Below are 19,389 nucleotides of genomic sequence, written 5' to 3' on the forward strand. Positions count from 1 at the left end.
CTTTTAATGTTCTGTTAAGTAGAAGGCGAAGTCCCGTGATTTTCGCTCTTTCACTGCATTATGAATCCAGAGCCACGCCAACCCTTCCAACTCACGAGCAAGCTTCAGCCCGTGGAGCGGATGCGTATCGAAGCCGATTTTGTTCGAAAGCTCGACGACAAGCCGCACCGCTTCCTCATCTTCACCTGCGACGAACATGACGGAGCCATCCGGATCGCCTAAATTCTCGACCCCTGTCTGATTGAACGCCTTCACAACTTTCGTATCAGGAATGAGTCGCTGCAAATATTCCGCACCCGACACCCCGTCCGGTCGCTCGACCTCGTTAAACTCGATCGCGATCGGATTCGTCACATCGATCAATACTTTCCCATTTAGTCCGTCGAGTATCGGTAACAGATCGACTGCAGCCGCGAACGGTGTACAGAGCAATAGAACATCGCTCGTCGAGGCGACCTCTTGTAAGGTCATTGTGCCTTCTCGCTCCGTCCGTGTCCCGTACAGCACCTCATAGCCCGCTCGTTCGAACTGCTCCCCGAGCGTGCGTCCCACTTTCCCGGCACCTAAGATCCCGAGTTTCATGATTCACAGCTCCTCGTCTGTCCGCGTGACCGTTCCTCCGAACTCTTCTGCAAGCCCGTCTAAAATCGATGGGTCGAATTCTTCTCCGATCGCCATGACCCCGGTCTGACCTGGTTCGATGTTACCGACCGTCCGTTTGAACGTGTCTTGGATGCCTTGTAAATGTTTTACGTCTTTCGTGCCGCCAATGAGACCACCTGTGAGTGTCCCGAACAGGATACCGAACGGACCTCCGAGGATTCCAACAGCCATCCCGATGAGCGCACCTTTCGTCGACTTATTGACCGGTGCGAGCTGTGCCGCATCCTCAAACGAGAACGCCCCGTTCTCTTCACGCTTGATGACGACCAATTGTTCAAAACCGACGAGCCCATCCGAATGGTACTTTTTCAGCTTACTGAACGCCTGATACGAGATTGCCTCTTCTGGGAACGTGAACGTGACGATGTGATACGGTTGTTTTTCCTTTTTAGCCATGAAAAATTCCTCCTCTTAGGTAGAAAACATGACACGCACTTACCCTACTCTTTTTCCCTGCTTTTCCGTAAAAAAACCTAGTCCGCAGACTAGGTTCAGGTCGGTCGTTTTTCATTCAACTCATAGTGCGAATACGGTACACAGAGCGGTGTCCCGTATAGCGGATCCTCGGTCACCACGACTTTGAGACCGAATACGTCTTTCATGAACGTCTCATCGACGACATCGTTCGGACTTCCTTCGCGATACACGTTACCGCCAGCTAATGCGATGACATGATCGGCATAGCGACAGGCCAAGTGAAGATCGTGAAGTACCATGATGATTGTCTTTCCTTCCAATCGATTCAATCGATACATCAAATCTAAAATTTCGATTTGGTGAGACATGTCCAAATATGTCGTCGGTTCATCGAGCAAAATCGTCTCCGATTCTTGAGCAAGTGCCAACGCGATCCATACCCGTTGCTTTTGTCCTCCGGAAAGGTTGCTGACGAGCGTGTCACGGAGCGATACCGTATCGGTGAAGGCGAGTGCCCGCTCGACGGCCCGTTCATCGTCTTCCGAATATCGTTTGAAGAACGTCTGGTACGGATAACGCCCGAATCGGACGAGTTGTTCGACGGTCAATCCATCCGGTGCCACGTTCACTTGTGGCATGAATGCCATAAGTCGAGCCGCCTCTTTCGCCCGATACGAATCGAGCGGTTTGTTCCGAAATGCGATCTCCCCGCCCAGTGCATCTCGCTGTCTCGCAAGCGTCGAGAGGAGCGTTGACTTCCCGCAGCCGTTCGCGCCGAGAAGGACGGTGATTTTCCCATGTGGGATGGAGAAGGATAATTGATCGAGCACCGTCTTCTGTTCGTATCCGATGGTTACGTGGTTCAAATCAAATGTGTTCATCTCATGCTTCCTTTCATCATCCGTCGAAGTAAGTAGAAGAAATACGGTGCTCCAATGACGGCTGTCATCACGCCGGTCCGTAGTTCATACGGATAAAAAATCGTCCGAGCGAGTACGTCCGCCAACACGACAATCGTCGCCCCTACAAGCAGCGTCGCCCAAATGTAAGGGAGCTTCAACCCTTGTCGAGCGATATGAGGTGCCATCAACCCAACAAAACCGATTGCACCGACAAAGGCGACACCGATTCCGGCGAGTAAACAGGAAAGCAACAACGTCCCACGCTGAATCCCGCGTACCGGTACGCCGATGCTCGTCGCTGTCGCTTCACTGATATGAAGCGGACGAACATGACGTTCAATCAAGAAGGCTGCCAGCAAAAAGAGAAGGACGAACGGCACCATAATCTTCAATTGATTCCACGTCGCGGCGTAGACTGTACCGGTGAGCCATTGTTGGATATCGTTCTTTCGGTAAACGTTCGAGGCGAGCATCATGAACTGAACGATCCCTTGCGAGAAGATGCTGATTCCAATCCCAACAAGTGCTAGCCGGACAGGTGGGACTCCACGTTTCAACAAATAGAAGAGGAACATCCCGACAACAATCGCCCCAAGGAACGAAGCGATTGGGATATAGGCGAGCGGCACTGACAGCTGATTCGTTCGCTCATCCGAGAAAACGGTGAAGAACGTAGCCGTCGCAACCCCTGCACCTCCGACAATCCCGAAAATCTCCGGGGATGCCAGTTCGTTTTTGATTGTCAGTTGTAACAAGTGACCGCTGACGGCGAGACTTGCGCCGGCAGTGATTGCCATCAACACACGTGGCATCCGAAACTCGAAGACGACGAGCTGCTCGAATGCATCCCCTGCTCCGATGAACAGGGCAGCGAGTGAGGCGGGACTAAGGAATGTGTCACCGATGGCGAGCCCGAAATAAATCGACACGAGCAATCCAACGACAAGTAGAAGCGCCAACTCGATTTCACGCTTCCGGAGCGTGAACGAGACAGGACCTTTTCGAAAGCGATATGTTTTCATGATTTAAAGACTCCTTGTCTGACACTGACGAGATAGATGAAGAATGCCCCACCGATGACGGCGAGTACGACCCCAACGGTCACTTCGCGTGGGAACAGGATGATACGTCCCAGAATATCCGCCGCAAGCAACAGGACGCTACCGATAAGGGCACTTCCGGCGAGACGAGCGAAAAAGGCCGTCCCGAACAGATATTTCGCCAAATGGGGAGCGAGCAGACCGACAAATGCGATTGGTCCGGCAAGTGCCACCCCGAATGCGGAGAGCACGACGGCGAGCGTCACGGCGACGAACTTGATGATGCCGACATTTTGTCCGAGTGAACGGGCGACCTGGTCTCCGAGCGATAACGTCTCTAACTCTTTACTGAGCAAGAGAACGAGAATGACCGCCGCCGCCATCCATGGCAACAACGTCTCGACGAGCGTGAGCGATCGTCCGGCGACTGATCCGGTTAGCCAGAACAGTACCTCATCAAGCGCACCTTCCTCATACGCGATGATTGACTGGGTAAATGAGCTGAATAGAGCGGCAAGCGACGCCCCGGCAAGCGTCATATACATGACGTTCCCTCCGTTCGCACTCAGTAGATAGACAATCACGCCGGCAACAAATGCTCCGATGAGCGAGGCTGTCGTGAACGAGGCGATACTGCTGAACCCAAAAAGCGTTACGAGCACGATGGCCAGACTCGCTCCGGCATTCACCGCCAAAATATCAGGAGATGCGAGCGGGTTACGGGTCACGAGTTGAAAAATGAGCCCGGCGAGACCTAGGACACTACCGACGAGTAGCGCGACGACCGTCCGTGGGATGCGATTGTCTGCCAACGCAATCATCGCTTGTGATGAACCGTCCGCTTGGAACGTCATCACATCTTCATGGCTGACCGCAATCACACCGACGCGCAAGGAGATATAACTTAAGATAGGTAAACAGATGATCAAGAAAAGTAATTTGATCCAAGGTTTTTTCATGTCCTCACTTCTTTCCTTTCCTACCATAGCAAATATTGCGTTCCATAAAAAGGGGTTGACAGTGAGAATCATTATCACTTATAGTCAGGAAGGAAAATCACCTACATAGAGGAGAATTGTAATGAAAAAATGGATGCTCGCGTTACTTACGCTTTGCTTAACCGTCGTCCTCGCTGCTTGCGGCGGGTCTGACGATACAGAGAACGATACAAGTTCAGAAACAGCGACTCGCTCGATTGAGCACGCGATGGGAACGGCGGACGTACCTGAAAACCCGGAACGCGTCGTCGTCTTGACGAACGAAGGGACAGAAGCCCTTCTCGCCCTCGGCGTCAAACCAGTCGGAGCCGTCAAATCATGGAACGGCGACCCGTGGTACCCGCACATCGAGTCTGAGATGACAGACGTCACGGAAGTCGGGACAGAAAGTGAAGTCAACTTAGAGGCCATCGCGAAACTCAAGCCAGATCTCATCATTGGGACGAAACTTCGTCAAGAGAACATTTACGACAAATTGAACGCAATCGCACCGACGGTCATGTCAGAGACTTTGAAAGGTGATTGGCAAGAAAACTTCGCCCTTTATGCGAACGCACTCAACCTAGAAGAGGAAGGTAATCAAGCGTTGGCCGACTACGAACAGCACGTCGAAGATACGAAAGCAGAACTCGGAGACGCCGTGAATAAAGAACTCTCGGTCGTCCGCTTCCTTCCTGGCGAGTCACGCATCTACTTCAATGACAGCTTCTCCGGCGTCATCCTTAACGATGTCGGCATCAAACGTCCAGCGTCACAAGATAAAGCGGAATTCGCTGAGCCAGTCGCGATGGAACGAATCCCAGAGATGGCGGGCGACCACATCGTCTACTTCACATATGGTGGAGCAGACGGGTCGAAGACAGCCGAAGAATGGCAATCGAATCAGTTGTGGAAAGACCTCGATGCTGTCAAAGCAGGGGAAGTGACAGAAGTCAGTGATGACATTTGGAACACGTCTGGTGGCGTCTTGTCTGCCAACCAAGTGCTCGATGAACTCGTCGACATCTTGAAATAAACAGTAGCGCATCAATTGAATTGATGCGCTTTTTCATACACTCATATGGTAAAATTTACATATCAACTCATAAGGAGCTTTACTATGCAACGTACACTTCGAAAGTCGGCGACGGACCGCTCTCTGTCAGGAGTATGTGGTGGAATTGCTGAATACTTTGGTATTTCTTCAATAGGAGTTCGACTCATCTTCTTGATTCTACCTGGGAGTTTCCTGCTTTATATGATTTTGACGAATTCCATGAAAGATACGCCAAGGTATCTATAAGAAAACGCAGAAGCCATGAGCTTCCGCGTTTTTTGTTAAGCATTCACTTTGTCTTTCATCGCTTCAAGCGCTCCGCTGTTCAGGAAGTGCCATGGCTTGTTGTAGTGTGGTTGAAAGAAGAAGTCGACATAGGCGAGCTCTTCGATCGTCATCTCGTTTTGGATGGCTAGCGAGAGCGTGTTGACCGCTTGCGTCAAATCTGCTTTCGATAACACTTGTCCACCGACAATACGATGTGTCCCTTTTTCATAGACGAGTTTGAATTCGACTTTCTCTGCGGTCGGCATAAACTCCGGACGATACGCGTCCTCGATGACGACACTCTCCACTTCGAGTCCGAAGAGTGCTGCCGCTTCTTCCGTCAAACCAGACGACGCGATATTCCAGTCATAGAGTCGAAGTCCTGACGTTCCTTGTGTCCCTTGGTAACGGACGCGTGGTTGCATCATGTTCTCCGCGACGAGCGTCCCCATGCGGACAGCGTTCGTCGCAAGTGGGATATAGGCGTGTGTACGCGCCGGGTTGTAGTAGACGGCACAGCTGTCCCCTGCCGCAAAGATATCCGGGTTGCTCGTACGCATATATTCATCGACGATGATGGCACCATTCCCGAGCATATCGACCTGTCCTTCTAAGAGTCCCGTGTTCGGACGGAATCCGACACAGAGAATGACGAGATCCGCTTCGAATTCACCTTTGTCTGTTACGACATGTGTGACATTTCCGCTCGTTCCACGGAATGCCTCGACCGTCTGACCGAGTTCGAGGTCGATTCCGCGACTTGTCATATCCGCTTCCAATTGATCCGTGAACGACTTGTCGAGATACTTGTTCAAGATGCGGTCGGCACTATCGATAAACGTGACATGTTTTCCGTATGCTTCGAACGCTTCGACGAGCTCGACGCCGATATAGCCCGCCCCGATGACGGCAATCTTCGTCGCGTCTGTCGCCCGCTCGATGATGCGTTGGGCGTGCGCGTAGTTTTTACAGAGCTCGATTCCATTCATTTCGATCCCCGGGAGCGTCGGGACGATCGGCCATGAACCCGTCGTGACGATCAAGCGGTCATACGTGTCATGCACGTCTTCCCCGGTCTCAAGATTTTTAGCGTGGACCGTCTTCGCTTCGGAGTCGATCGACAAGACGTCATGTTTCATGCGCATCGTCGCACCGAGTTCTTCAAGTTCACGTGGAGACGAGTAGAATAACTCTTCCGCACGTTGGACGACACCACCAACGTGGAGCGCAATCCCACACGAGAGGAAGCTAACGTTATCGTTCCGCTCGTAAACGGTGATATCGAGATTGTCGTGCTTGGCGAGTAATCCTTTGACTGCTGCTGTTCCTGCGTGTGTACATCCGATGACTGCGATTTTCATATGAGTCGTCTCTCCTTTTATGTTAAACAATACGTTTCGTTTTATATTGTGATAAACATCACATTTACTTCTTGACCTTAGTGTACTATTTCACAATATAAGATTCAATGACTTTGCTCACTATTTCACGTAGAAGTGTCTAAAGTTTGAACAGAAAAAATCCGCTCATTCTCATGACCGGACTCGCCGCTTTTTCAATAGATGATAGATTATTACAAATAGATGCACGATCAAACCGAAGACGTTCATAGCGAGCCCAACGACCGCCCACTACAATGCTCCCCATCCGTATCCAAGCATTAAACTGCCAACCAATAGCGTATAGCCACTTACGACTAATACTGTATTCAAGATGAATGGAAAAGGCCTTTGTTTCTTCGTTCGAATCATTTGATACGTTGAAATGATGACTCCCAGTGTCAGTCCAAACAGCAATACGAGCAAAATGATAATGTCATTCATCCTTTTTACCTCCTCATAACTTGATTGGAACAACTCTTTCAAGACTGTCCTTCACGTCTACTTTTCACTTTCTGATAAATGACAATGCCAACGTGAAGAATCATACCAAGCACGTACAGGATCAGCCCTAGTGCAAGCCAGCCAATCGCGTCCCAACCACGTACGATTGTCATTCCGACAAGAAAGAAGATATAGCCAGTCACGAGTAGGAACGACGAAACGATGAATTGACGTCGCAATCGAGATTGTATAGAGAAAAATAAGAAAAACAGTAAGATGGTTGTCATCGTGCCTAGCAATATAAAGTCCTCTCCGTTGTACTCCCGAATCATCGTGCATCCTCCCTTACATCTGTGCCTCTTTTTATTATAGCATATAAAATGGAAAATTTTCTCAATCACTCGTTTCCTATCATAACAGTATGTCACAACAAAAAAGCATCATCCCACTTACGGAACGATGCTCATTTTTCATTCATCTGTTTCATTATATCCATCTGTTCTTGCACCATCGCCTCTTTTTCCCGGCGCAGCACCCCTTTGTAGGTGATACGTGAAATCGATAAACTGATTTCATATAGGAAGAAGAGTGGTAACGACACCATGAGGTGCGACGTCAAATCCGGCGGTGTGATGAATGCCGCGATCACGAATAGGGCGAAGTATGCGTACTTTCGAATCTTTGATAAGAAGTACGGGGTCACGACACCGATTCGGGTCAAGAACATCATGACGACCGGTAGTTGGAACAATAGACCGAACGGAATTGTCAGCTGCAACAAGAACGTGAAGTAATTGTTGGCCCCGATGATTTGTTCGAGTCCGAGGTCTTGCCCGAGGTCCGTCGAGATATCGAGGACGAGCGGGAACAACCAGTAGTAGGCGAACGCAAGGCCAATCAAGAACAGTCCGAAGATGATCGGGATATAGGCAAGCGTGCCTTTCCGCTCATTCGGATGCAGACCGGGTGCGACAAACGCCCACACTTGATACAGTAGAAATGGGCTCGCCGCAATCAGGCCGATGATGAGCGCCAAGTTCAAGTAAATCATGAGCGGGTCCGCGACCCCAAAGGCGTTCAGTTCGAGCCCGCGTTCGACGAGGTCTTTTTGCAAATACGCGAGTACATATTTGACACTCGGCAAAGCCATCAAAAAGAAGGCAAAGACGACAAATGCAGATAGCATCAGTCGTCTCCGCAGCTCTGTCAAGTGATCGGTGAGTTCCCGCTCTTGATCAGGTTGATGATTCATGGCTTACTGCTCTTTCTTTTCGATAGCTTTCTTGTCGTTCTCGTCGTGCTCGTTCATCATGCCGTTCGTTGCATTTTTGAACTCACGAAGCGTTTGTCCGGCCGCGCGACCAAACTCCGGCAATTTCTTCGGTCCGAAGATGATGAGCGCGATGATGGCGATGATGAATAGACTCGCCCCACCCGGAATCCCGACGACGAGTGATGATGCTAGTAATTCCATTATTGATGGACCCCCTCAGCGGTTGGATAGTGTTGCATAAAGTAAATGAGTGACTGCAGCTCAATCGACAAATCGATATGATGGACGCGAACCGTATCCGGTACAGTAAGTCGTGCCGGTGTGAAGTTCAAGATGCCCTTGATGCCGAAACGCACCAAGTCGTCTGCGACGGACTGCGCATATGCAGAAGGTACCGTCAAAATAGCGACGTCGATCTTGTTTTGCTTCATGATTTGTTCCATCTCATCGACGTGATGAATTGGGACGCCTGACATCGTCGTGCCGACTTTTGTCTCGTCTGCGTCGAACCCGACGACGATATGTGTGTTATTGTTTTTAAGGAAGTTATAGTTGACGAATGCCGTCCCAAGGTGACCGACTCCGACCAAGGCGACATTCGTAATCTCGTCTTGATTCAGTGTCTTTCGGAAAAAGTCTAACAGATACTGCACGTTATAGCCATATCCCTTTTTACCGAGCGCACCGAAGTACGAGAAATCACGGCGAATCGTAGCCGAATCGACCTTGACCGCCTCACTCAGTTCTGCTGAAGAGACACGTTGTTTCCCTGAAGCATGTAGGCTTTGAATAAATCGATAGTATAGTGGCAACCGTTTGGCTGTCGCTTGTGGAATCTTTGGTTCGTTTTGACTCAACGGAAAGAGCCTCCTTTTTACGACACGTTACAAACGAATCTGAATTTCATACACCTTGATTGTAAACGAATTCACATGACCACTCAACGAATATACCTAAAATCGCTGAAAAATACAGTATACTAAATAGAGAGAAAGGGGTTTTTTCACTTGATCCTACTGCAAGTCAACAACTTATCCAAATCCTTCGGCGTCGAGCCGATTTTAGAAAACGTAAAACTCGAAATCCAGGAAGGCGAACGCGTCGCCCTCGTCGGTCGTAACGGGGCCGGGAAGTCGACGCTTTTGAAAGTCATCGCTGGTGAATACAACTATGACTCCGGGGACATCATGAAGCCAAAAGACGTCACGATCGGCTATCTCGCCCAAGACTCAGGGTTAGAATCCGACGAGACGATCTGGAATGAGATGCTCACCGTCTTCACGGACTTGATCGAGCAAGAGAAGACGCTCCGTCGCATGGAGGCTGACATGGGCTCCGAACGAATCCTAAATGACGCCGCTGCATATGAACGCCTCCTCTCTTCTTATGATGAAGAGCAACATACGTTCAAAGAGCGTGGCGGTTACCAATACGAAGCGACCATCCGCTCGGTCCTTCACGGGATGCGCTTCTACCCGGACGACTTCGAGCGTCGCATCGACACGCTCTCTGGTGGACAACGGACGCGTCTCGCCTTGGCGAAAATGCTCCTTCAAAGTCCCGACCTGCTCATCTTGGATGAGCCGACGAACCATTTGGACATCGAGACGCTCGCCTGGCTTGAGAAGTACTTAAGCGGCTATAAAGGCGCCGTCCTCATCGTCTCCCACGACCGCTACTTCCTCGACCGCGTCGTTTCGGTCGTCTATGAGTTGTCACGTCATCGGAGCCGTCGTTTCGTCGGGAACTATACGAAGTATCTCGAACAGAAGGCGGCCCTCTACGAACAAGAGAAGAAGCAGTTCGAGTCGCAACAAGAAGAGATTGCCAAGATGCAAGACTTCATTCAGCGAAACATCGCCCGGGCGACGACGACGAAACGGGCACAAAGCGTGCGGAAACGTCTGGAGAAAGTCGACCGACTCGATGCTCCGGATGGTGACGAGCGCAGCGCCGTCCTATCGTTCTCCATCAAACGCCAGAGCGGGAACGATGTGTTGAGCGCGAGTGACCTCGCCATCGGGTACGAGGAAGCGATCGCTCAGAATCTCCGCTTCCAACTGCAACGCGGTGAATCCGTCGCGCTCGTCGGTCCGAACGGGGTCGGGAAGTCGACCCTCCTCAAAGTGTTGACGAAACAACAAGCCGCCCTCACCGGTGAGATCCGTTACGGGACGGGCGTCGAAATCGGCTACTACGACCAGGAGCAACAAAACTTGTCTGACGCGAACCGTGTCATCGATGAGATTTGGAACGACTGGCCGCTCATGCGCGAGCAAGAAGTGCGGAGTCTGCTCGGACAGTTCCTCTTCAGCGGCGATGACGTCATGAAGCGTGTCCATGAACTATCCGGTGGCGAACGGGCACGACTCACGTTGGCCAAGCTGAAGCTCGAGCAACCGAACCTCCTCATCCTGGACGAGCCGACGAACCACTTGGACCTCGACTCGAAGATGATCTTAGAGAATGCCCTTCTCGACTATCCGGGCACGATTCTCTTCGTCTCGCATGACCGCTACTTCATCGATCGACTCGCGACGCGTGTTCTAGAGATCACACCGAACGGTATCGACGAGTATCTCGGGGACTATTCGTACTATGTCGAGAAGAAAGAAGAGCTCGAGGAACTCGCGCGACTCGCCCGTGAAGAGACGAAGCAGGTCGTCGTGAAAAAACAGCGCGCTGACAAAGAGCAGCAACGGGAAGAGCGCCGCATCAAACAGCGCATCGAAGAGATTGAGCAAGCGATTGAGCAACATGAGAATCGTCTTGATGAAATCGAACAGTTGCTTTGTGAGCCGGACGTCTTCAACGACTTCGCCCGTGCCCAGGAGTTGTCGACCGAATCGGACGCAGCGAAAGAATCGATTACCGCGCTCTATGCGGAATGGGAGGAACTCCATACATGATGCGTACCCGTGCCATGCGAATCGAGTTCATTCAAGCGTTCCTCACGGGACTCGCCTACATCGTGCCGACCGGGACCGAGTTCGTGTCTGAACTCATCCGTGGGGAGCCAACGATTGTCCCGTCTATTCTCTTTTTCTTCCTGCCGGTCGTCATCGGCTTCATCATTCAGACGTGGCCAGGGATACTACTCAGTCTCTTCAGTGGCCTGCTCATGAGCACGCTCTTCATCCGTGTCGTCGTCTGGCCGGTCGATGTGACCGTTCACACGTTCTATGCGCCTGGATCGGTGTGGGCCCACTTCTATGAAGAGACGCTCTTCATGTGGATCCTCGCCATGCTCGTGTTCATCGTGAGCCGCATCAATACGTGGCATCGGGAGAATTATCGACAACCAAAAGCATAACAAAACCACGTCTTCTGTTTGAAGGCGTGGTTTTGTTTGTACAATCAACGTTATCATTGACATTGATAATCATTTTCAATTAGTCTGTTGTTGAGGTGATGACAATGAAACTATTGATTGGGTACGTGAGCATGTCTGGCAATACGGAAGACATCGCGAATCTGATTCGACATACATGGCAGGACGCAGGACACGATGTATCGATATCTGACGATTTGGAATCCTTACGTATCGAGCAATTCGCCGAATATGATGCAGTCATACTCGGTACGTATACGTGGGGAGACGGAGATGTTCCGTATGAGGCCGAGGATTTCGTATATGATTTGGAAGAATCGTCGCTAAACGGTTTGCCGTGTGCCGCCTTCGGTTCAGGGGACACGGATTATCCCAAGTATTGTGCAGCCGTCGATACCGTCGAGCAAGCCTTTCAAACTGCCGGTGGACACGTTCTTGTTCCTGCGCTCAAGATTGAATTCGACCCGGATACGGATGAAAAAAAGGAAGCATGTCTCGCGTTCGCCCATACATTCCTTCAACAACTTGAAGCACTCAAAAAGGTTCAGCCTCGTGGCTGAACCTTTTTGTTAGAAGTAACGCAGTGGTTGGAATCCGATTGTATGGAAGTCGAGCTTCGTCCCGTCTTCAGCGATAAAGAAGACAGCCTCGTTCGTGTCGACGTCACGTGTGAACACTTTATAGAACGTCATCGGCTTTTCGCCATTCGTCACATAGCGTGCTTCATGCGTCGAAATGACTTGTGCGAACAGTTGCTGTTCGTCGAGCTCCTCAATCAAATCATCAAACTTCGCCGCTTCTTCTTCTGTTGCCTCGCGACCCCGCTCGATTTCATAATAAGCATCGCTCGCTTTTGGTTGTACCCCGAGATTGCGATCGACGACGATCACACGCTCCGGCTCTTGGTCGACGACACTTGTGTAGCCATATAGTGACTTGATGAGCGTATTCTCTCCGGTCACGCGACCGATACCTTCTAATGCCTCTTCTCCAGTGAGTGACTTCACTCGTGTCTCTTCTGGAACAATCTCCTCTTGATAGGCGATATTGTAAGCGCGGATAATCTCACGTACTTGTAAGAACGTCGCAACGACGAGTAGTACGATGAGCCCTCCGATGATGATGCGTTTCGTCATGTCTCTATTTCCCCCTAGACTGTCATGCTCTCTTCTAAGGATAACCCAGGAACCGCGTTCATCGCTAGTGTATCGCGCTTACCGCGCACATACGCGTGATGTGCCGCCACCCCGATCATGCCCGCATTGTCCCCACAGAGGTCAAGCGGTGGAATGACGAGTTGAATTCCTTCAGCTGTAGCAGCTTCTTGAAGCGCTGTGCGGAGGCCACGGTTCGCCGCGACACCACCCGCGACAAGCAATTGCTTCGCCCCTTTTTCCTTCACGGCACGAATCGCTTTCTCGACGAGCACTTCGACGACACTCGCCTGGAAGCTCGCCGCCAAGTTTTCAGGGATGACCGTCTCTCCACGTTGTTCCGCATTGTGTACGGCGTTGATGACCGATGACTTCAAGCCACTGAAACTGAAATCAAAGCTACCCGGTTCGAGACGAACGCGTGGGAAGTTGTACGTGTCTTCCCCGACCGCTGCCAGGCGGTCAATCGCAGGACCTCCCGGATATGGGAGACTGAGCGTGCGCGCAACCTTATCGTACGCCTCACCTGCCGCGTCGTCACGTGTCTCCCCGATGACTTCGAAGACACCATGTTCTGGCATATAGACGAGTTCTGTATGTCCCCCTGAAACGACGAGACAGACGAGCGGAAACTGCATCTCTTCGACAAGTTCGTTCGCGTAAATGTGTCCGGCGATATGGTGGACACCGATGAGCGGTTTTTGATGGGCGAATGCCAACGCCTTGGCCGCACTGATCCCAACGAGAAGGGCACCGACGAGACCCGGTCCTTGTGTGACCGCGACCGCATCGACGTCTTCCATCGTCACGCCGGCCTCACTCAATGCGTCGTCAATCACGTACGTGATTCGTTCCACATGATGACGAGACGCCACTTCAGGGACGACGCCACCAAATCGTTTATGACTCTCGATTTGAGAAGAGACGACGTTCGACAATAACGTCTTTCCGTCTTTGACGAGCGCAACAGACGTCTCGTCACAGCTCGACTCAATCGAAAGAATCAGTGATGTGTTCATTCTGACTCACTTCCTAACTTCGCCCAATAAATATAGGCGTCTTCATTATTATCCTGATAGTAGCGTCTTCTCCGACCGGCTTGCATAAAACCGAACTGTTCATATAGTTTTTGCGCGCCAACGTTCGACACGCGGACTTCTAACGTCAATCCGACGAGTCCTTTTGACTTGGCGAACGCGACAAGTTCCGCTAACAATTGATTGCCGATGCCCTGTCCACGAAACTCAGGTAAGACGGCAATGTTTGTGATATGTCCTTCATCGACGATTGTCCAAACGCCGACAAACCCGACGACCCGTTTGTCATGGACCGCGACAAAGTAAATGGCCTGTTCATTTCGAAGCATCTCATTCATGAACGCCTCTTTTGTCCACGGGATGGCGAACGACGCTTCTTCGACTTTCGTCACTTCCTCGACATCAAGCCACGTCATCCGACGAATTTTCACGTCAGCCATTGTTTTGTCCCTCTAACCATTTCGCTTCCGCCTCGGCGAGTCGCAAATACTCCGGTTCAAACGAGTGAACATCGCTCGTCTCATCGCTGAAGACGACCAAATCACTCGCACGCCCATATCGATGGGCAGCCGGTGCTTCGATATAGTCATATTCACTTAACACGTCACGGAACGGTTCCACGTCTCCGACGACAAGGAAGCGCCCTTGACTATTCAGTCGCAACCAATCTGAGACGGAAGCGTGCTGATCATGTGTGAGTGCTTTGTTGTGTTGATAATATCCGATATACGCGTTGCCACGGCGCGCGTCAATCAATGAAACGACCGGCAAATCGGTATTCGGGGCCGCTGCCATGAGCTGAAGGGCAGATACACCGATGAGTGGAAGATTGAGCGTATAGGCGAGTGTCTTCGCTGTCGTCACTCCAATCCGAATTCCCGTGTACGACCCGGGTCCTGTCGTGACAACGATGCGTTCGAGCATGTTCGGTGTCCACTTGACCGCTGCCATGAGCTGTTCAATCATTGGCATGAGTGTGACCGCATGGTTTTTTGAGACCATTACCGTTGCTTCGGCTTGAATCTCTCCAGCCTCACTTAACGCGACTGACAAACGTGTCGTCGCCGTATCAATCATCAATTGCTTCATGCGAGCACCTCCTTGGCGATTTGAACGTAACGCTCACCCGTCGGAGCAAGTGTCAGTTTACGTTCTTCGTCGCCAACCCGTTCAATCGTGATGGCCAAGCGTTCTTCCGGGAGGGAGGACTCGATCAAGTTCGACCACTCGACGATGGCGACACCATCACCGTTGATATATTCCTCAAGACCGATGTCATCCCCCGTATCTTCGAGACGATAGACATCCATATGATAGAGCGGCAATCGCCCTTTATATTGTTTCATAATGGTGAAGGTCGGACTGTTGACGTTCCGCGTGACACCGAGTCCTTTTGCGAACCCTTGTGTGAACGTCGTTTTGCCGGCACCGAGGTCACCGTTTAACGTGATGACCGTCCCTGCTTCGACGAGTGTGGCCAAACGTTCTGCCACCGCCTGCGTCTCCGCCGCAGAATGCGTAATCAATGTATACATGAATGGTTTCCTTTTTCACTTCTCATACGTACTCATTGTACACTTCATTTTAAGCAAAAAAAAACACGAAACGCTATCGTTTCGCTATCTCATTTAAAAATTGGTTGCGGGGGCTGGATTTGAACCAACGACCTTCGGGTTATGAGCCCGACGAGCTACCAGACTGCTCCACCCCGCGACGACATATGAAATTAAATAAAAATTGGTTGCGGGGGCCGGATTTGAACCGACGACCTTCGGGTTATGAGCCCGACGAGCTACCAGACTGCTCCACCCCGCGATGGTTTGAATTGTTTCGACATCCTCTATAATAAGCGAGACAGTTATAAAAAGCAACCATTTTCTTAATGTTTTTTCAAAAATGGAATCGGGAACAGATATAACAGCATAAACTATCAGAGAAAAGGGGCGCGACCGCCATGTCCAAATGGGGAAATCGATTCAAGAAATGGTTCTTTTCGGAGATCGAAGCCGAGATCACGTTTGACCCGGCAGCACTCATTCCGAAGCAGACCGTGACGGGTACGTTGCACGTCTCCAACCCGACAACGAATGCCGTTCGATTACAGGAACTCACCCTGACCTTCTTGACGACGTTCAAAGACATCACCATGGAAGGAAACGAGTTCAATCGAGAAGCTGATATTCAAGAAGTCCCGATTCCACTATCGCTTGTATTAGAGCCTGGAGCGAAAGAGGACGTTCCGTTTTCATTCGAGTTGACGATGTACGCACCCTCTTCTGCCGGCGCCCCGTATAGTATAGAGGCTACATTGTGGGACAAGGACATCAAACGAGTTTGGTTTGATGTAATCGAACACATCGAAATCGAACCGATGCCTGAACTGAAACGATTACTCGATGCGACCGCTCACGCTGGACTTGAGCCGATGTTCGTCCGAAACGTAATCGACCCGCTCGGGGAAGAACGTCCGTATCCATTCGTTGAAAAGTATGGATTCAAGCCGGTCGGAGAATGGGCCGATGAGTTCGAGGTCGTCAAATCGTTTTGGCGCTTACATGAAGACGGGATCGACCTCTACTACTGGCTCGACAACATCGAGACCCAGCGAACGCTCGAATCGATGGCGACCGACGTCGAATTGCGTCATCGTTCCCTCACCTGGGGGCAGCTCGAGCGCGAACAGGAACAGCTCGGTCTCGGCATTCAAGATACGTTACGCAGTCACCGCTCCTCGTGAGCGGTTTTTTCAATTTGAATTCCATCCTTACTCGTATTGACGATAGTTTGAAAGTGGTGGCGATACGGATGCATGAACAATTCATATTGCAGACGTCGCTCTACATGTGAAGCGTGTAAGTAGTCCAGCTCCATACCCCGTTCCTGAATATCACGATGCGAACGTCGCTTGAACTCAGTCTCCCCGTCTGTGTAGAGATAAATCGATTGATCAAAAGATGAAAGATCCAGGAATGCGACACTCATCCCTTCAATAATCGTGATCGGCTTCTCCGGATCAATCCATGTCCGCTCTAGATAGGGGACATCAATCGTATAAAACCCAATTCCTTCCCGAATCATACGGACATCTCGCTCGAGTGAGAGCAGATGATGTGCGGCCGGATGACACGCCGTCATCTTATACTGATGGGTCGTTCCATCGTGTTGATACGTGAGGATCGTTTGTTTCCGCAACTGTGAATCTGTAATATACGGGTCTGTGTGAAGCAGGTTTATATCACCGAGTCGTTCCCGTAATTTTTCTGCCAACGTCGATTTTCCGGCTGCCCCGTGTCCGGAGATAGCAATCAGCGTTCGTTGATCCGGTCTCACGCTTTGTACGATACCCTCAATCAGTTGTTCCATGATTCTCTCCCTTTTGGTAATTTTGTTGTTTCAGAAAAACAAATACACGTCATTCATCCTCTATCCGTTTTCGAAGCCTGATTGCTGAAACAGTAAACATCACAAAGGCAATCAACGAAATCGAACTGACAATGATCAGAGTGGTCGATATGGGAGAACTAAAGAAAAATGGAATCGATAAAATCAATAGCGCCCCGGTGACTGCCATCCCTCTAATAAGAAATACCATCGTTTTACTCATTTTCTCTTCACTTTCCTTGAACTAAGCAAAAGAACCCTTACTATAAATATAATGACAGACAGCTCATCGTGTCAGGATGAGCTGTCTTCTTTTTTCTTCAGTCTCGTCAAGCTTCTGTTCTAACGTTTCCACTTGTCTCGTCATACGAGCAATCAGCTGACTGATTTCCTTATCCAGTCCGTTCACTTGATCTAAGGAATCATTGATTCGTCCATGCATCGTCCATTCTGAAAAAATATCATCCAAAAAGTAATCTGCGAACTGAATGAGTGAACCTCGATCGACATGCAACTCCTGAACAATACCTTGCACGTCCGCTAATTCACGGGAGAAACGCTCTAACGCAGATTGTAATTCGTGCATCGTCTGCTCGGAAGCATCTAGCGCCTCATGTTTCATTGCTGTGGCAATCAAGCCACCCCCGAAGAACGTATCATACGTCGACCACCCCTTCGCACTATCTAGATGTTTGAGTGTTTTTGCAATCGTTGATCGCGCCGCCTTACCGGCAACGATGGCTTCCCGATACTCGATAAGAAGTTCATTCGTTTCGGCTTGTTGATTCGTGAGATGGTGTAGGTCTCGGCGAATAGCTGGATCTTTCGCAAGATGGGATTCTTTTGTTTCTAAGAAGGTCTCCCACTCAGCGTCGATGCCCTCATAAACCTCGAGCTGTTCTTGTAATTCTCGATGTTCGAGCGTCAATTCGTCAATCATCGCCTCGTGTTCTCGTAATTTCAGTTCAGCGCGAGCAGCCTCTTCCATTTCGATTGTCCGTTGTTCATCAAACGTACCTCGTAACTTTCGCCATGTGTTGACGAGCGAGAATTCTTCAAGGTCATACACATCACGTTGTTCTTTCGTGAATGTGTTGAGTAGTGCCTTCCGCACCGCCTCATGCTCGTTCAACTGTTTGTTTAGTATCTCTTGCTTACGAACAAGTCGATCACGCTCGGCGATACGCTGTTGTAAGTCTAATTGGGTCTGCTGAAAATTTCCCATTATGTTTCCCCTCTCTTTGTACTGATTAAAGTGTCGATTGGAACGCCATTTATCGTCATGCCTTCGATTCGTCATTTGTTAGGTCATGCTGACTCTATACAATGCTATACGTGCTTCACTCGTTAAATGTTTCATCCAACAAAAAAAGCACTCGATATGAGTGCCAATCAAATTCGATATTTTAATACGGTGATGGTCACTCCTTGAACAGTAAACGTCAAACCGATCAGAAGTGAAATCACATCACGATACACATCAAACGACAAGACATGTAACCAGCGATGATACCATTCGATAAGTAACCATCCGATGGGAAAAATCGGAGCGGCTACCATATAAGAAGTAGTTGCAATTTCTTTTCCACGTTCGTCCTTGCCTTCCTTTCCAAACAAAAACCTCAATGTAACGATAAGCATGACAAGAAAAATTGGAAAAATAAGAATGTTGATCCATAACATCATAAAGGTTGCTCCTTCTTTTCATATTGAAATACGTCATGCACTGTTGTATCAAATAAAATGGCAATCTCAAATGCCAATTTTAGCGAGGGACTGTATCGATTATGTTCAAGCGATACAATCGTTTGTCGACTTACCCCTAAAAAATCTGCGACTTGTTGCTGTGACCATTTCCGTTCTGCTCGTAGCACACTTAATCGGTTATAAAGTTGTCCGCTCGTTTTTTTGACCATTTTTAAATGCCTTCTTTCTTAAAAAAGCGTTCTCTCTCATTCGAATGTAATATTTTTTTGTCATTTAGTCAAATAAATATTACACTTAAACATACAAAAAAACGACCGAGCGTATGCTCGGTCGTCCTGCGTTGTTGCCTGGCAACGTCCT

26 protein-coding genes and 2 tRNA genes are annotated in these 19,389 nt (G+C 49.9%); 6 read left to right on the top strand and 22 right to left on the bottom strand.

Features of this window, described 5'->3' with window-relative positions:
* Positions 1 to 3: 3 nt before the first annotated feature.
* The 5 genes from BBB58_RS00510 to BBB58_RS00530 form a co-directional block, all read right to left on the bottom strand.
* The gene (locus BBB58_RS00510) at positions 4 to 582 is read right to left on the bottom strand and encodes an NADPH-dependent F420 reductase (RefSeq protein WP_074034810.1); all 579 of its coding nucleotides are present in this window, start codon (positions 580 to 582) and stop codon (positions 4 to 6) included.
* Between the two features lie 3 nt (positions 583 to 585).
* Positions 586 to 1,059 (bottom strand): hypothetical protein, encoded by a 474-nt coding sequence (locus BBB58_RS00515; RefSeq protein ID WP_031424514.1) that lies wholly within the window; start codon positions 1,057 to 1,059, stop codon positions 586 to 588.
* Positions 1,060 to 1,154: 95 nt separating this feature from the next.
* Entirely contained in the window at positions 1,155 to 1,961 is an 807-nt protein-coding gene (locus BBB58_RS00520; protein ID WP_074034811.1) for an ABC transporter ATP-binding protein, read from the bottom strand.
* Positions 1,958 to 3,004 carry a FecCD family ABC transporter permease gene (locus tag BBB58_RS00525; RefSeq protein ID WP_074034812.1) on the bottom strand — a complete coding sequence of 349 codons (1,047 nt, stop codon included), beginning with the start codon at positions 3,002 to 3,004 and terminating at the stop codon, positions 1,958 to 1,960. The genes BBB58_RS00520 and BBB58_RS00525 overlap by 4 nt, the downstream gene beginning before the upstream one ends.
* Entirely contained in the window at positions 3,001 to 3,981 is a 981-nt protein-coding gene (locus BBB58_RS00530; RefSeq protein ID WP_074034813.1) for a FecCD family ABC transporter permease, read from the bottom strand. Before BBB58_RS00530 ends, BBB58_RS00525 begins: the two co-directional genes overlap by 4 nt.
* A 121-nt stretch (positions 3,982 to 4,102) precedes the next feature.
* Here BBB58_RS00530 and BBB58_RS00535 point away from each other — a divergent pair, with 121 nt between their 5' ends.
* Both BBB58_RS00535 and BBB58_RS00540 read left to right on the top strand, forming a co-directional pair.
* Complete coding sequence (locus tag BBB58_RS00535; RefSeq protein ID WP_074034815.1) at positions 4,103 to 5,035, top strand: ABC transporter substrate-binding protein; 933 nt, start codon at positions 4,103 to 4,105, stop codon at positions 5,033 to 5,035.
* Between the two features lie 84 nt (positions 5,036 to 5,119).
* Positions 5,120 to 5,302 (top strand): PspC domain-containing protein, encoded by a 183-nt coding sequence (locus BBB58_RS00540; RefSeq protein ID WP_074034816.1) that lies wholly within the window; start codon positions 5,120 to 5,122, stop codon positions 5,300 to 5,302.
* Positions 5,303 to 5,337: 35 nt separating this feature from the next.
* On the opposite strand, the gene BBB58_RS00545 is transcribed toward BBB58_RS00540, so the two are convergent.
* The 6 genes from BBB58_RS00545 to BBB58_RS00570 form a co-directional block, all read right to left on the bottom strand.
* Positions 5,338 to 6,684, bottom strand: coding sequence for an FAD-dependent oxidoreductase (locus BBB58_RS00545; RefSeq protein ID WP_031424506.1), 1,347 nt, complete (start codon positions 6,682 to 6,684; stop codon positions 5,338 to 5,340).
* A gap of 270 nt (positions 6,685 to 6,954) precedes the next feature.
* Positions 6,955 to 7,146 (bottom strand): hypothetical protein, encoded by a 192-nt coding sequence (locus BBB58_RS00550; RefSeq protein ID WP_074034817.1) that lies wholly within the window; start codon positions 7,144 to 7,146, stop codon positions 6,955 to 6,957.
* Between the two features lie 38 nt (positions 7,147 to 7,184).
* Positions 7,185 to 7,478: a hypothetical protein gene (locus tag BBB58_RS00555; RefSeq protein ID WP_074034818.1), complete on the bottom strand. Its 294-nt coding sequence runs from the start codon at positions 7,476 to 7,478 to the stop codon at positions 7,185 to 7,187.
* 131 nt (positions 7,479 to 7,609) lie between these two features.
* Complete coding sequence (gene tatC, locus BBB58_RS00560) at positions 7,610 to 8,398, bottom strand: twin-arginine translocase subunit TatC (RefSeq protein WP_074034821.1); 789 nt, start codon at positions 8,396 to 8,398, stop codon at positions 7,610 to 7,612.
* Positions 8,399 to 8,401: 3 nt separating this feature from the next.
* Entirely contained in the window at positions 8,402 to 8,620 is a 219-nt protein-coding gene (gene tatA, locus BBB58_RS00565; RefSeq protein ID WP_034770678.1) for a twin-arginine translocase TatA/TatE family subunit, read from the bottom strand.
* Positions 8,620 to 9,276: a redox-sensing transcriptional repressor Rex gene (locus BBB58_RS00570; RefSeq protein WP_015880579.1), complete on the bottom strand. Its 657-nt coding sequence runs from the start codon at positions 9,274 to 9,276 to the stop codon at positions 8,620 to 8,622. Before BBB58_RS00570 ends, tatA begins: the two co-directional genes overlap by 1 nt.
* A gap of 150 nt (positions 9,277 to 9,426) precedes the next feature.
* Between BBB58_RS00570 and BBB58_RS00575 the strand changes: the two genes are divergently transcribed.
* The 3 genes from BBB58_RS00575 (at position 9,427) to BBB58_RS00585 (ending at position 12,310) form a co-directional block, all read left to right on the top strand.
* Positions 9,427 to 11,328, top strand: coding sequence for an ABC-F family ATP-binding cassette domain-containing protein (locus tag BBB58_RS00575; protein ID WP_074034823.1), 1,902 nt, complete (start codon positions 9,427 to 9,429; stop codon positions 11,326 to 11,328).
* Complete coding sequence (locus BBB58_RS00580; RefSeq protein ID WP_074034826.1) at positions 11,325 to 11,732, top strand: hypothetical protein; 408 nt, start codon at positions 11,325 to 11,327, stop codon at positions 11,730 to 11,732. The genes BBB58_RS00575 and BBB58_RS00580 overlap by 4 nt, the downstream gene beginning before the upstream one ends.
* A gap of 104 nt (positions 11,733 to 11,836) precedes the next feature.
* On the top strand, positions 11,837 to 12,310 hold the full coding sequence (locus tag BBB58_RS00585) for a flavodoxin (RefSeq protein WP_074034828.1): 474 nt from the start codon (positions 11,837 to 11,839) through the stop codon (positions 12,308 to 12,310).
* 9 nt (positions 12,311 to 12,319) lie between these two features.
* Here the strand turns inward: BBB58_RS00585 and BBB58_RS00590 are convergent, their stop codons facing one another.
* The 7 genes from BBB58_RS00590 to BBB58_RS00620 all read right to left on the bottom strand — a co-directional run bounded on the left by BBB58_RS00590 (position 12,320) and on the right by BBB58_RS00620 (position 15,756).
* Positions 12,320 to 12,886, bottom strand: a complete 567-nt coding sequence (locus BBB58_RS00590; protein WP_074034830.1) for a hypothetical protein — start codon at positions 12,884 to 12,886, stop codon at positions 12,320 to 12,322.
* A gap of 14 nt (positions 12,887 to 12,900) precedes the next feature.
* Positions 12,901 to 13,923, bottom strand: a complete 1,023-nt coding sequence (gene tsaD, locus BBB58_RS00595) for a tRNA (adenosine(37)-N6)-threonylcarbamoyltransferase complex transferase subunit TsaD (protein ID WP_074034832.1) — start codon at positions 13,921 to 13,923, stop codon at positions 12,901 to 12,903.
* Positions 13,920 to 14,381, bottom strand: a complete 462-nt coding sequence (rimI, locus tag BBB58_RS00600) for a ribosomal protein S18-alanine N-acetyltransferase (protein ID WP_074034834.1) — start codon at positions 14,379 to 14,381, stop codon at positions 13,920 to 13,922. Before rimI ends, tsaD begins: the two co-directional genes overlap by 4 nt.
* Positions 14,374 to 15,030 carry a tRNA (adenosine(37)-N6)-threonylcarbamoyltransferase complex dimerization subunit type 1 TsaB gene (gene tsaB / locus BBB58_RS00605; RefSeq protein ID WP_074034836.1) on the bottom strand — a complete coding sequence of 219 codons (657 nt, stop codon included), beginning with the start codon at positions 15,028 to 15,030 and terminating at the stop codon, positions 14,374 to 14,376. The genes rimI and tsaB overlap by 8 nt, the downstream gene beginning before the upstream one ends.
* A complete protein-coding gene (gene tsaE, locus BBB58_RS00610) occupies positions 15,027 to 15,476 on the bottom strand; it encodes a tRNA (adenosine(37)-N6)-threonylcarbamoyltransferase complex ATPase subunit type 1 TsaE (RefSeq protein ID WP_015880566.1) in 450 nt (149 codons plus the stop codon). Before tsaE ends, tsaB begins: the two co-directional genes overlap by 4 nt.
* A 101-nt stretch (positions 15,477 to 15,577) precedes the next feature.
* Positions 15,578 to 15,654: transfer RNA gene (locus BBB58_RS00615), tRNA-Met, on the bottom strand.
* Positions 15,655 to 15,679: 25 nt separating this feature from the next.
* Positions 15,680 to 15,756, bottom strand: a tRNA-Met gene (locus BBB58_RS00620).
* Between the two features lie 139 nt (positions 15,757 to 15,895).
* Between BBB58_RS00620 and BBB58_RS00625 the strand changes: the two genes are divergently transcribed.
* Positions 15,896 to 16,678, top strand: a complete 783-nt coding sequence (locus tag BBB58_RS00625) for a sporulation protein (RefSeq protein WP_074034838.1) — start codon at positions 15,896 to 15,898, stop codon at positions 16,676 to 16,678.
* Here BBB58_RS00625 and BBB58_RS00630 read toward each other — a convergent pair.
* From BBB58_RS00630 to BBB58_RS00650, 4 genes are all read right to left on the bottom strand, one after another.
* Positions 16,663 to 17,304 (bottom strand): uridine kinase family protein, encoded by a 642-nt coding sequence (locus BBB58_RS00630; protein ID WP_074034841.1) that lies wholly within the window; start codon positions 17,302 to 17,304, stop codon positions 16,663 to 16,665. The genes BBB58_RS00625 and BBB58_RS00630 overlap by 16 nt on opposite strands.
* A gap of 304 nt (positions 17,305 to 17,608) precedes the next feature.
* Entirely contained in the window at positions 17,609 to 18,547 is a 939-nt protein-coding gene (locus BBB58_RS00640) for a coiled-coil domain-containing protein (RefSeq protein WP_074034846.1), read from the bottom strand.
* A 167-nt stretch (positions 18,548 to 18,714) separates the two neighbouring features.
* Positions 18,715 to 19,008, bottom strand: a complete 294-nt coding sequence (locus BBB58_RS00645) for a hypothetical protein (protein WP_244150651.1) — start codon at positions 19,006 to 19,008, stop codon at positions 18,715 to 18,717.
* Entirely contained in the window at positions 19,005 to 19,238 is a 234-nt protein-coding gene (locus tag BBB58_RS00650; protein WP_031424468.1) for a helix-turn-helix transcriptional regulator, read from the bottom strand. The genes BBB58_RS00645 and BBB58_RS00650 overlap by 4 nt, the downstream gene beginning before the upstream one ends.
* Positions 19,239 to 19,389 lie beyond the last annotated feature (151 nt).

The organism is Exiguobacterium profundum (genome assembly GCF_001909285.1).
GTDB classification, from domain to species: domain Bacteria; phylum Bacillota; class Bacilli; order Exiguobacteriales; family Exiguobacteriaceae; genus Exiguobacterium; species Exiguobacterium profundum.

What these genes read in the sequence shown, in the direction of transcription:
- BBB58_RS00650 (WP_031424468.1), bottom strand. Translation starts at nt 19,238, where the DNA reads ATGGTCAAAAAAACGAGCGGACAACTTTATAACCGATTAAGTGTGCTA.
- BBB58_RS00525 (WP_074034812.1), bottom strand. Translation starts at nt 3,004, where the DNA reads ATGAAAACATATCGCTTTCGAAAAGGTCCTGTCTCGTTCACGCTCCGG.
- rimI (WP_074034834.1), bottom strand. Translation starts at nt 14,381, where the DNA reads ATGGCTGACGTGAAAATTCGTCGGATGACGTGGCTTGATGTCGAGGAA.
- BBB58_RS00625 (WP_074034838.1), top strand. Translation starts at nt 15,896, where the DNA reads ATGTCCAAATGGGGAAATCGATTCAAGAAATGGTTCTTTTCGGAGATC.
- BBB58_RS00545 (WP_031424506.1), bottom strand. Translation starts at nt 6,684, where the DNA reads ATGAAAATCGCAGTCATCGGATGTACACACGCAGGAACAGCAGCAGTC.
- BBB58_RS00585 (WP_074034828.1), top strand. Translation starts at nt 11,837, where the DNA reads ATGAAACTATTGATTGGGTACGTGAGCATGTCTGGCAATACGGAAGAC.
- tatA (WP_034770678.1), bottom strand. Translation starts at nt 8,620, where the DNA reads ATGGAATTACTAGCATCATCACTCGTCGTCGGGATTCCGGGTGGGGCG.
- BBB58_RS00590 (WP_074034830.1), bottom strand. Translation starts at nt 12,886, where the DNA reads ATGACGAAACGCATCATCATCGGAGGGCTCATCGTACTACTCGTCGTT.
- BBB58_RS00640 (WP_074034846.1), bottom strand. Translation starts at nt 18,547, where the DNA reads ATGGGAAATTTTCAGCAGACCCAATTAGACTTACAACAGCGTATCGCC.
- BBB58_RS00630 (WP_074034841.1), bottom strand. Translation starts at nt 17,304, where the DNA reads ATGGAACAACTGATTGAGGGTATCGTACAAAGCGTGAGACCGGATCAA.
- BBB58_RS00580 (WP_074034826.1), top strand. Translation starts at nt 11,325, where the DNA reads ATGATGCGTACCCGTGCCATGCGAATCGAGTTCATTCAAGCGTTCCTC.
- BBB58_RS00540 (WP_074034816.1), top strand. Translation starts at nt 5,120, where the DNA reads ATGCAACGTACACTTCGAAAGTCGGCGACGGACCGCTCTCTGTCAGGA.
- BBB58_RS00550 (WP_074034817.1), bottom strand. Translation starts at nt 7,146, where the DNA reads ATGAATGACATTATCATTTTGCTCGTATTGCTGTTTGGACTGACACTG.
- BBB58_RS00510 (WP_074034810.1), bottom strand. Translation starts at nt 582, where the DNA reads ATGAAACTCGGGATCTTAGGTGCCGGGAAAGTGGGACGCACGCTCGGG.
- tsaD (WP_074034832.1), bottom strand. Translation starts at nt 13,923, where the DNA reads ATGAACACATCACTGATTCTTTCGATTGAGTCGAGCTGTGACGAGACG.
- BBB58_RS00555 (WP_074034818.1), bottom strand. Translation starts at nt 7,478, where the DNA reads ATGATTCGGGAGTACAACGGAGAGGACTTTATATTGCTAGGCACGATG.
- BBB58_RS00645 (WP_244150651.1), bottom strand. Translation starts at nt 19,008, where the DNA reads ATGATGTTATGGATCAACATTCTTATTTTTCCAATTTTTCTTGTCATG.
- BBB58_RS00515 (WP_031424514.1), bottom strand. Translation starts at nt 1,059, where the DNA reads ATGGCTAAAAAGGAAAAACAACCGTATCACATCGTCACGTTCACGTTC.
- tatC (WP_074034821.1), bottom strand. Translation starts at nt 8,398, where the DNA reads ATGAATCATCAACCTGATCAAGAGCGGGAACTCACCGATCACTTGACA.
- tsaB (WP_074034836.1), bottom strand. Translation starts at nt 15,030, where the DNA reads ATGAAGCAATTGATGATTGATACGGCGACGACACGTTTGTCAGTCGCG.
- tsaE (WP_015880566.1), bottom strand. Translation starts at nt 15,476, where the DNA reads ATGTATACATTGATTACGCATTCTGCGGCGGAGACGCAGGCGGTGGCA.
- BBB58_RS00535 (WP_074034815.1), top strand. Translation starts at nt 4,103, where the DNA reads ATGAAAAAATGGATGCTCGCGTTACTTACGCTTTGCTTAACCGTCGTC.
- BBB58_RS00520 (WP_074034811.1), bottom strand. Translation starts at nt 1,961, where the DNA reads ATGAACACATTTGATTTGAACCACGTAACCATCGGATACGAACAGAAG.
- BBB58_RS00530 (WP_074034813.1), bottom strand. Translation starts at nt 3,981, where the DNA reads ATGAAAAAACCTTGGATCAAATTACTTTTCTTGATCATCTGTTTACCT.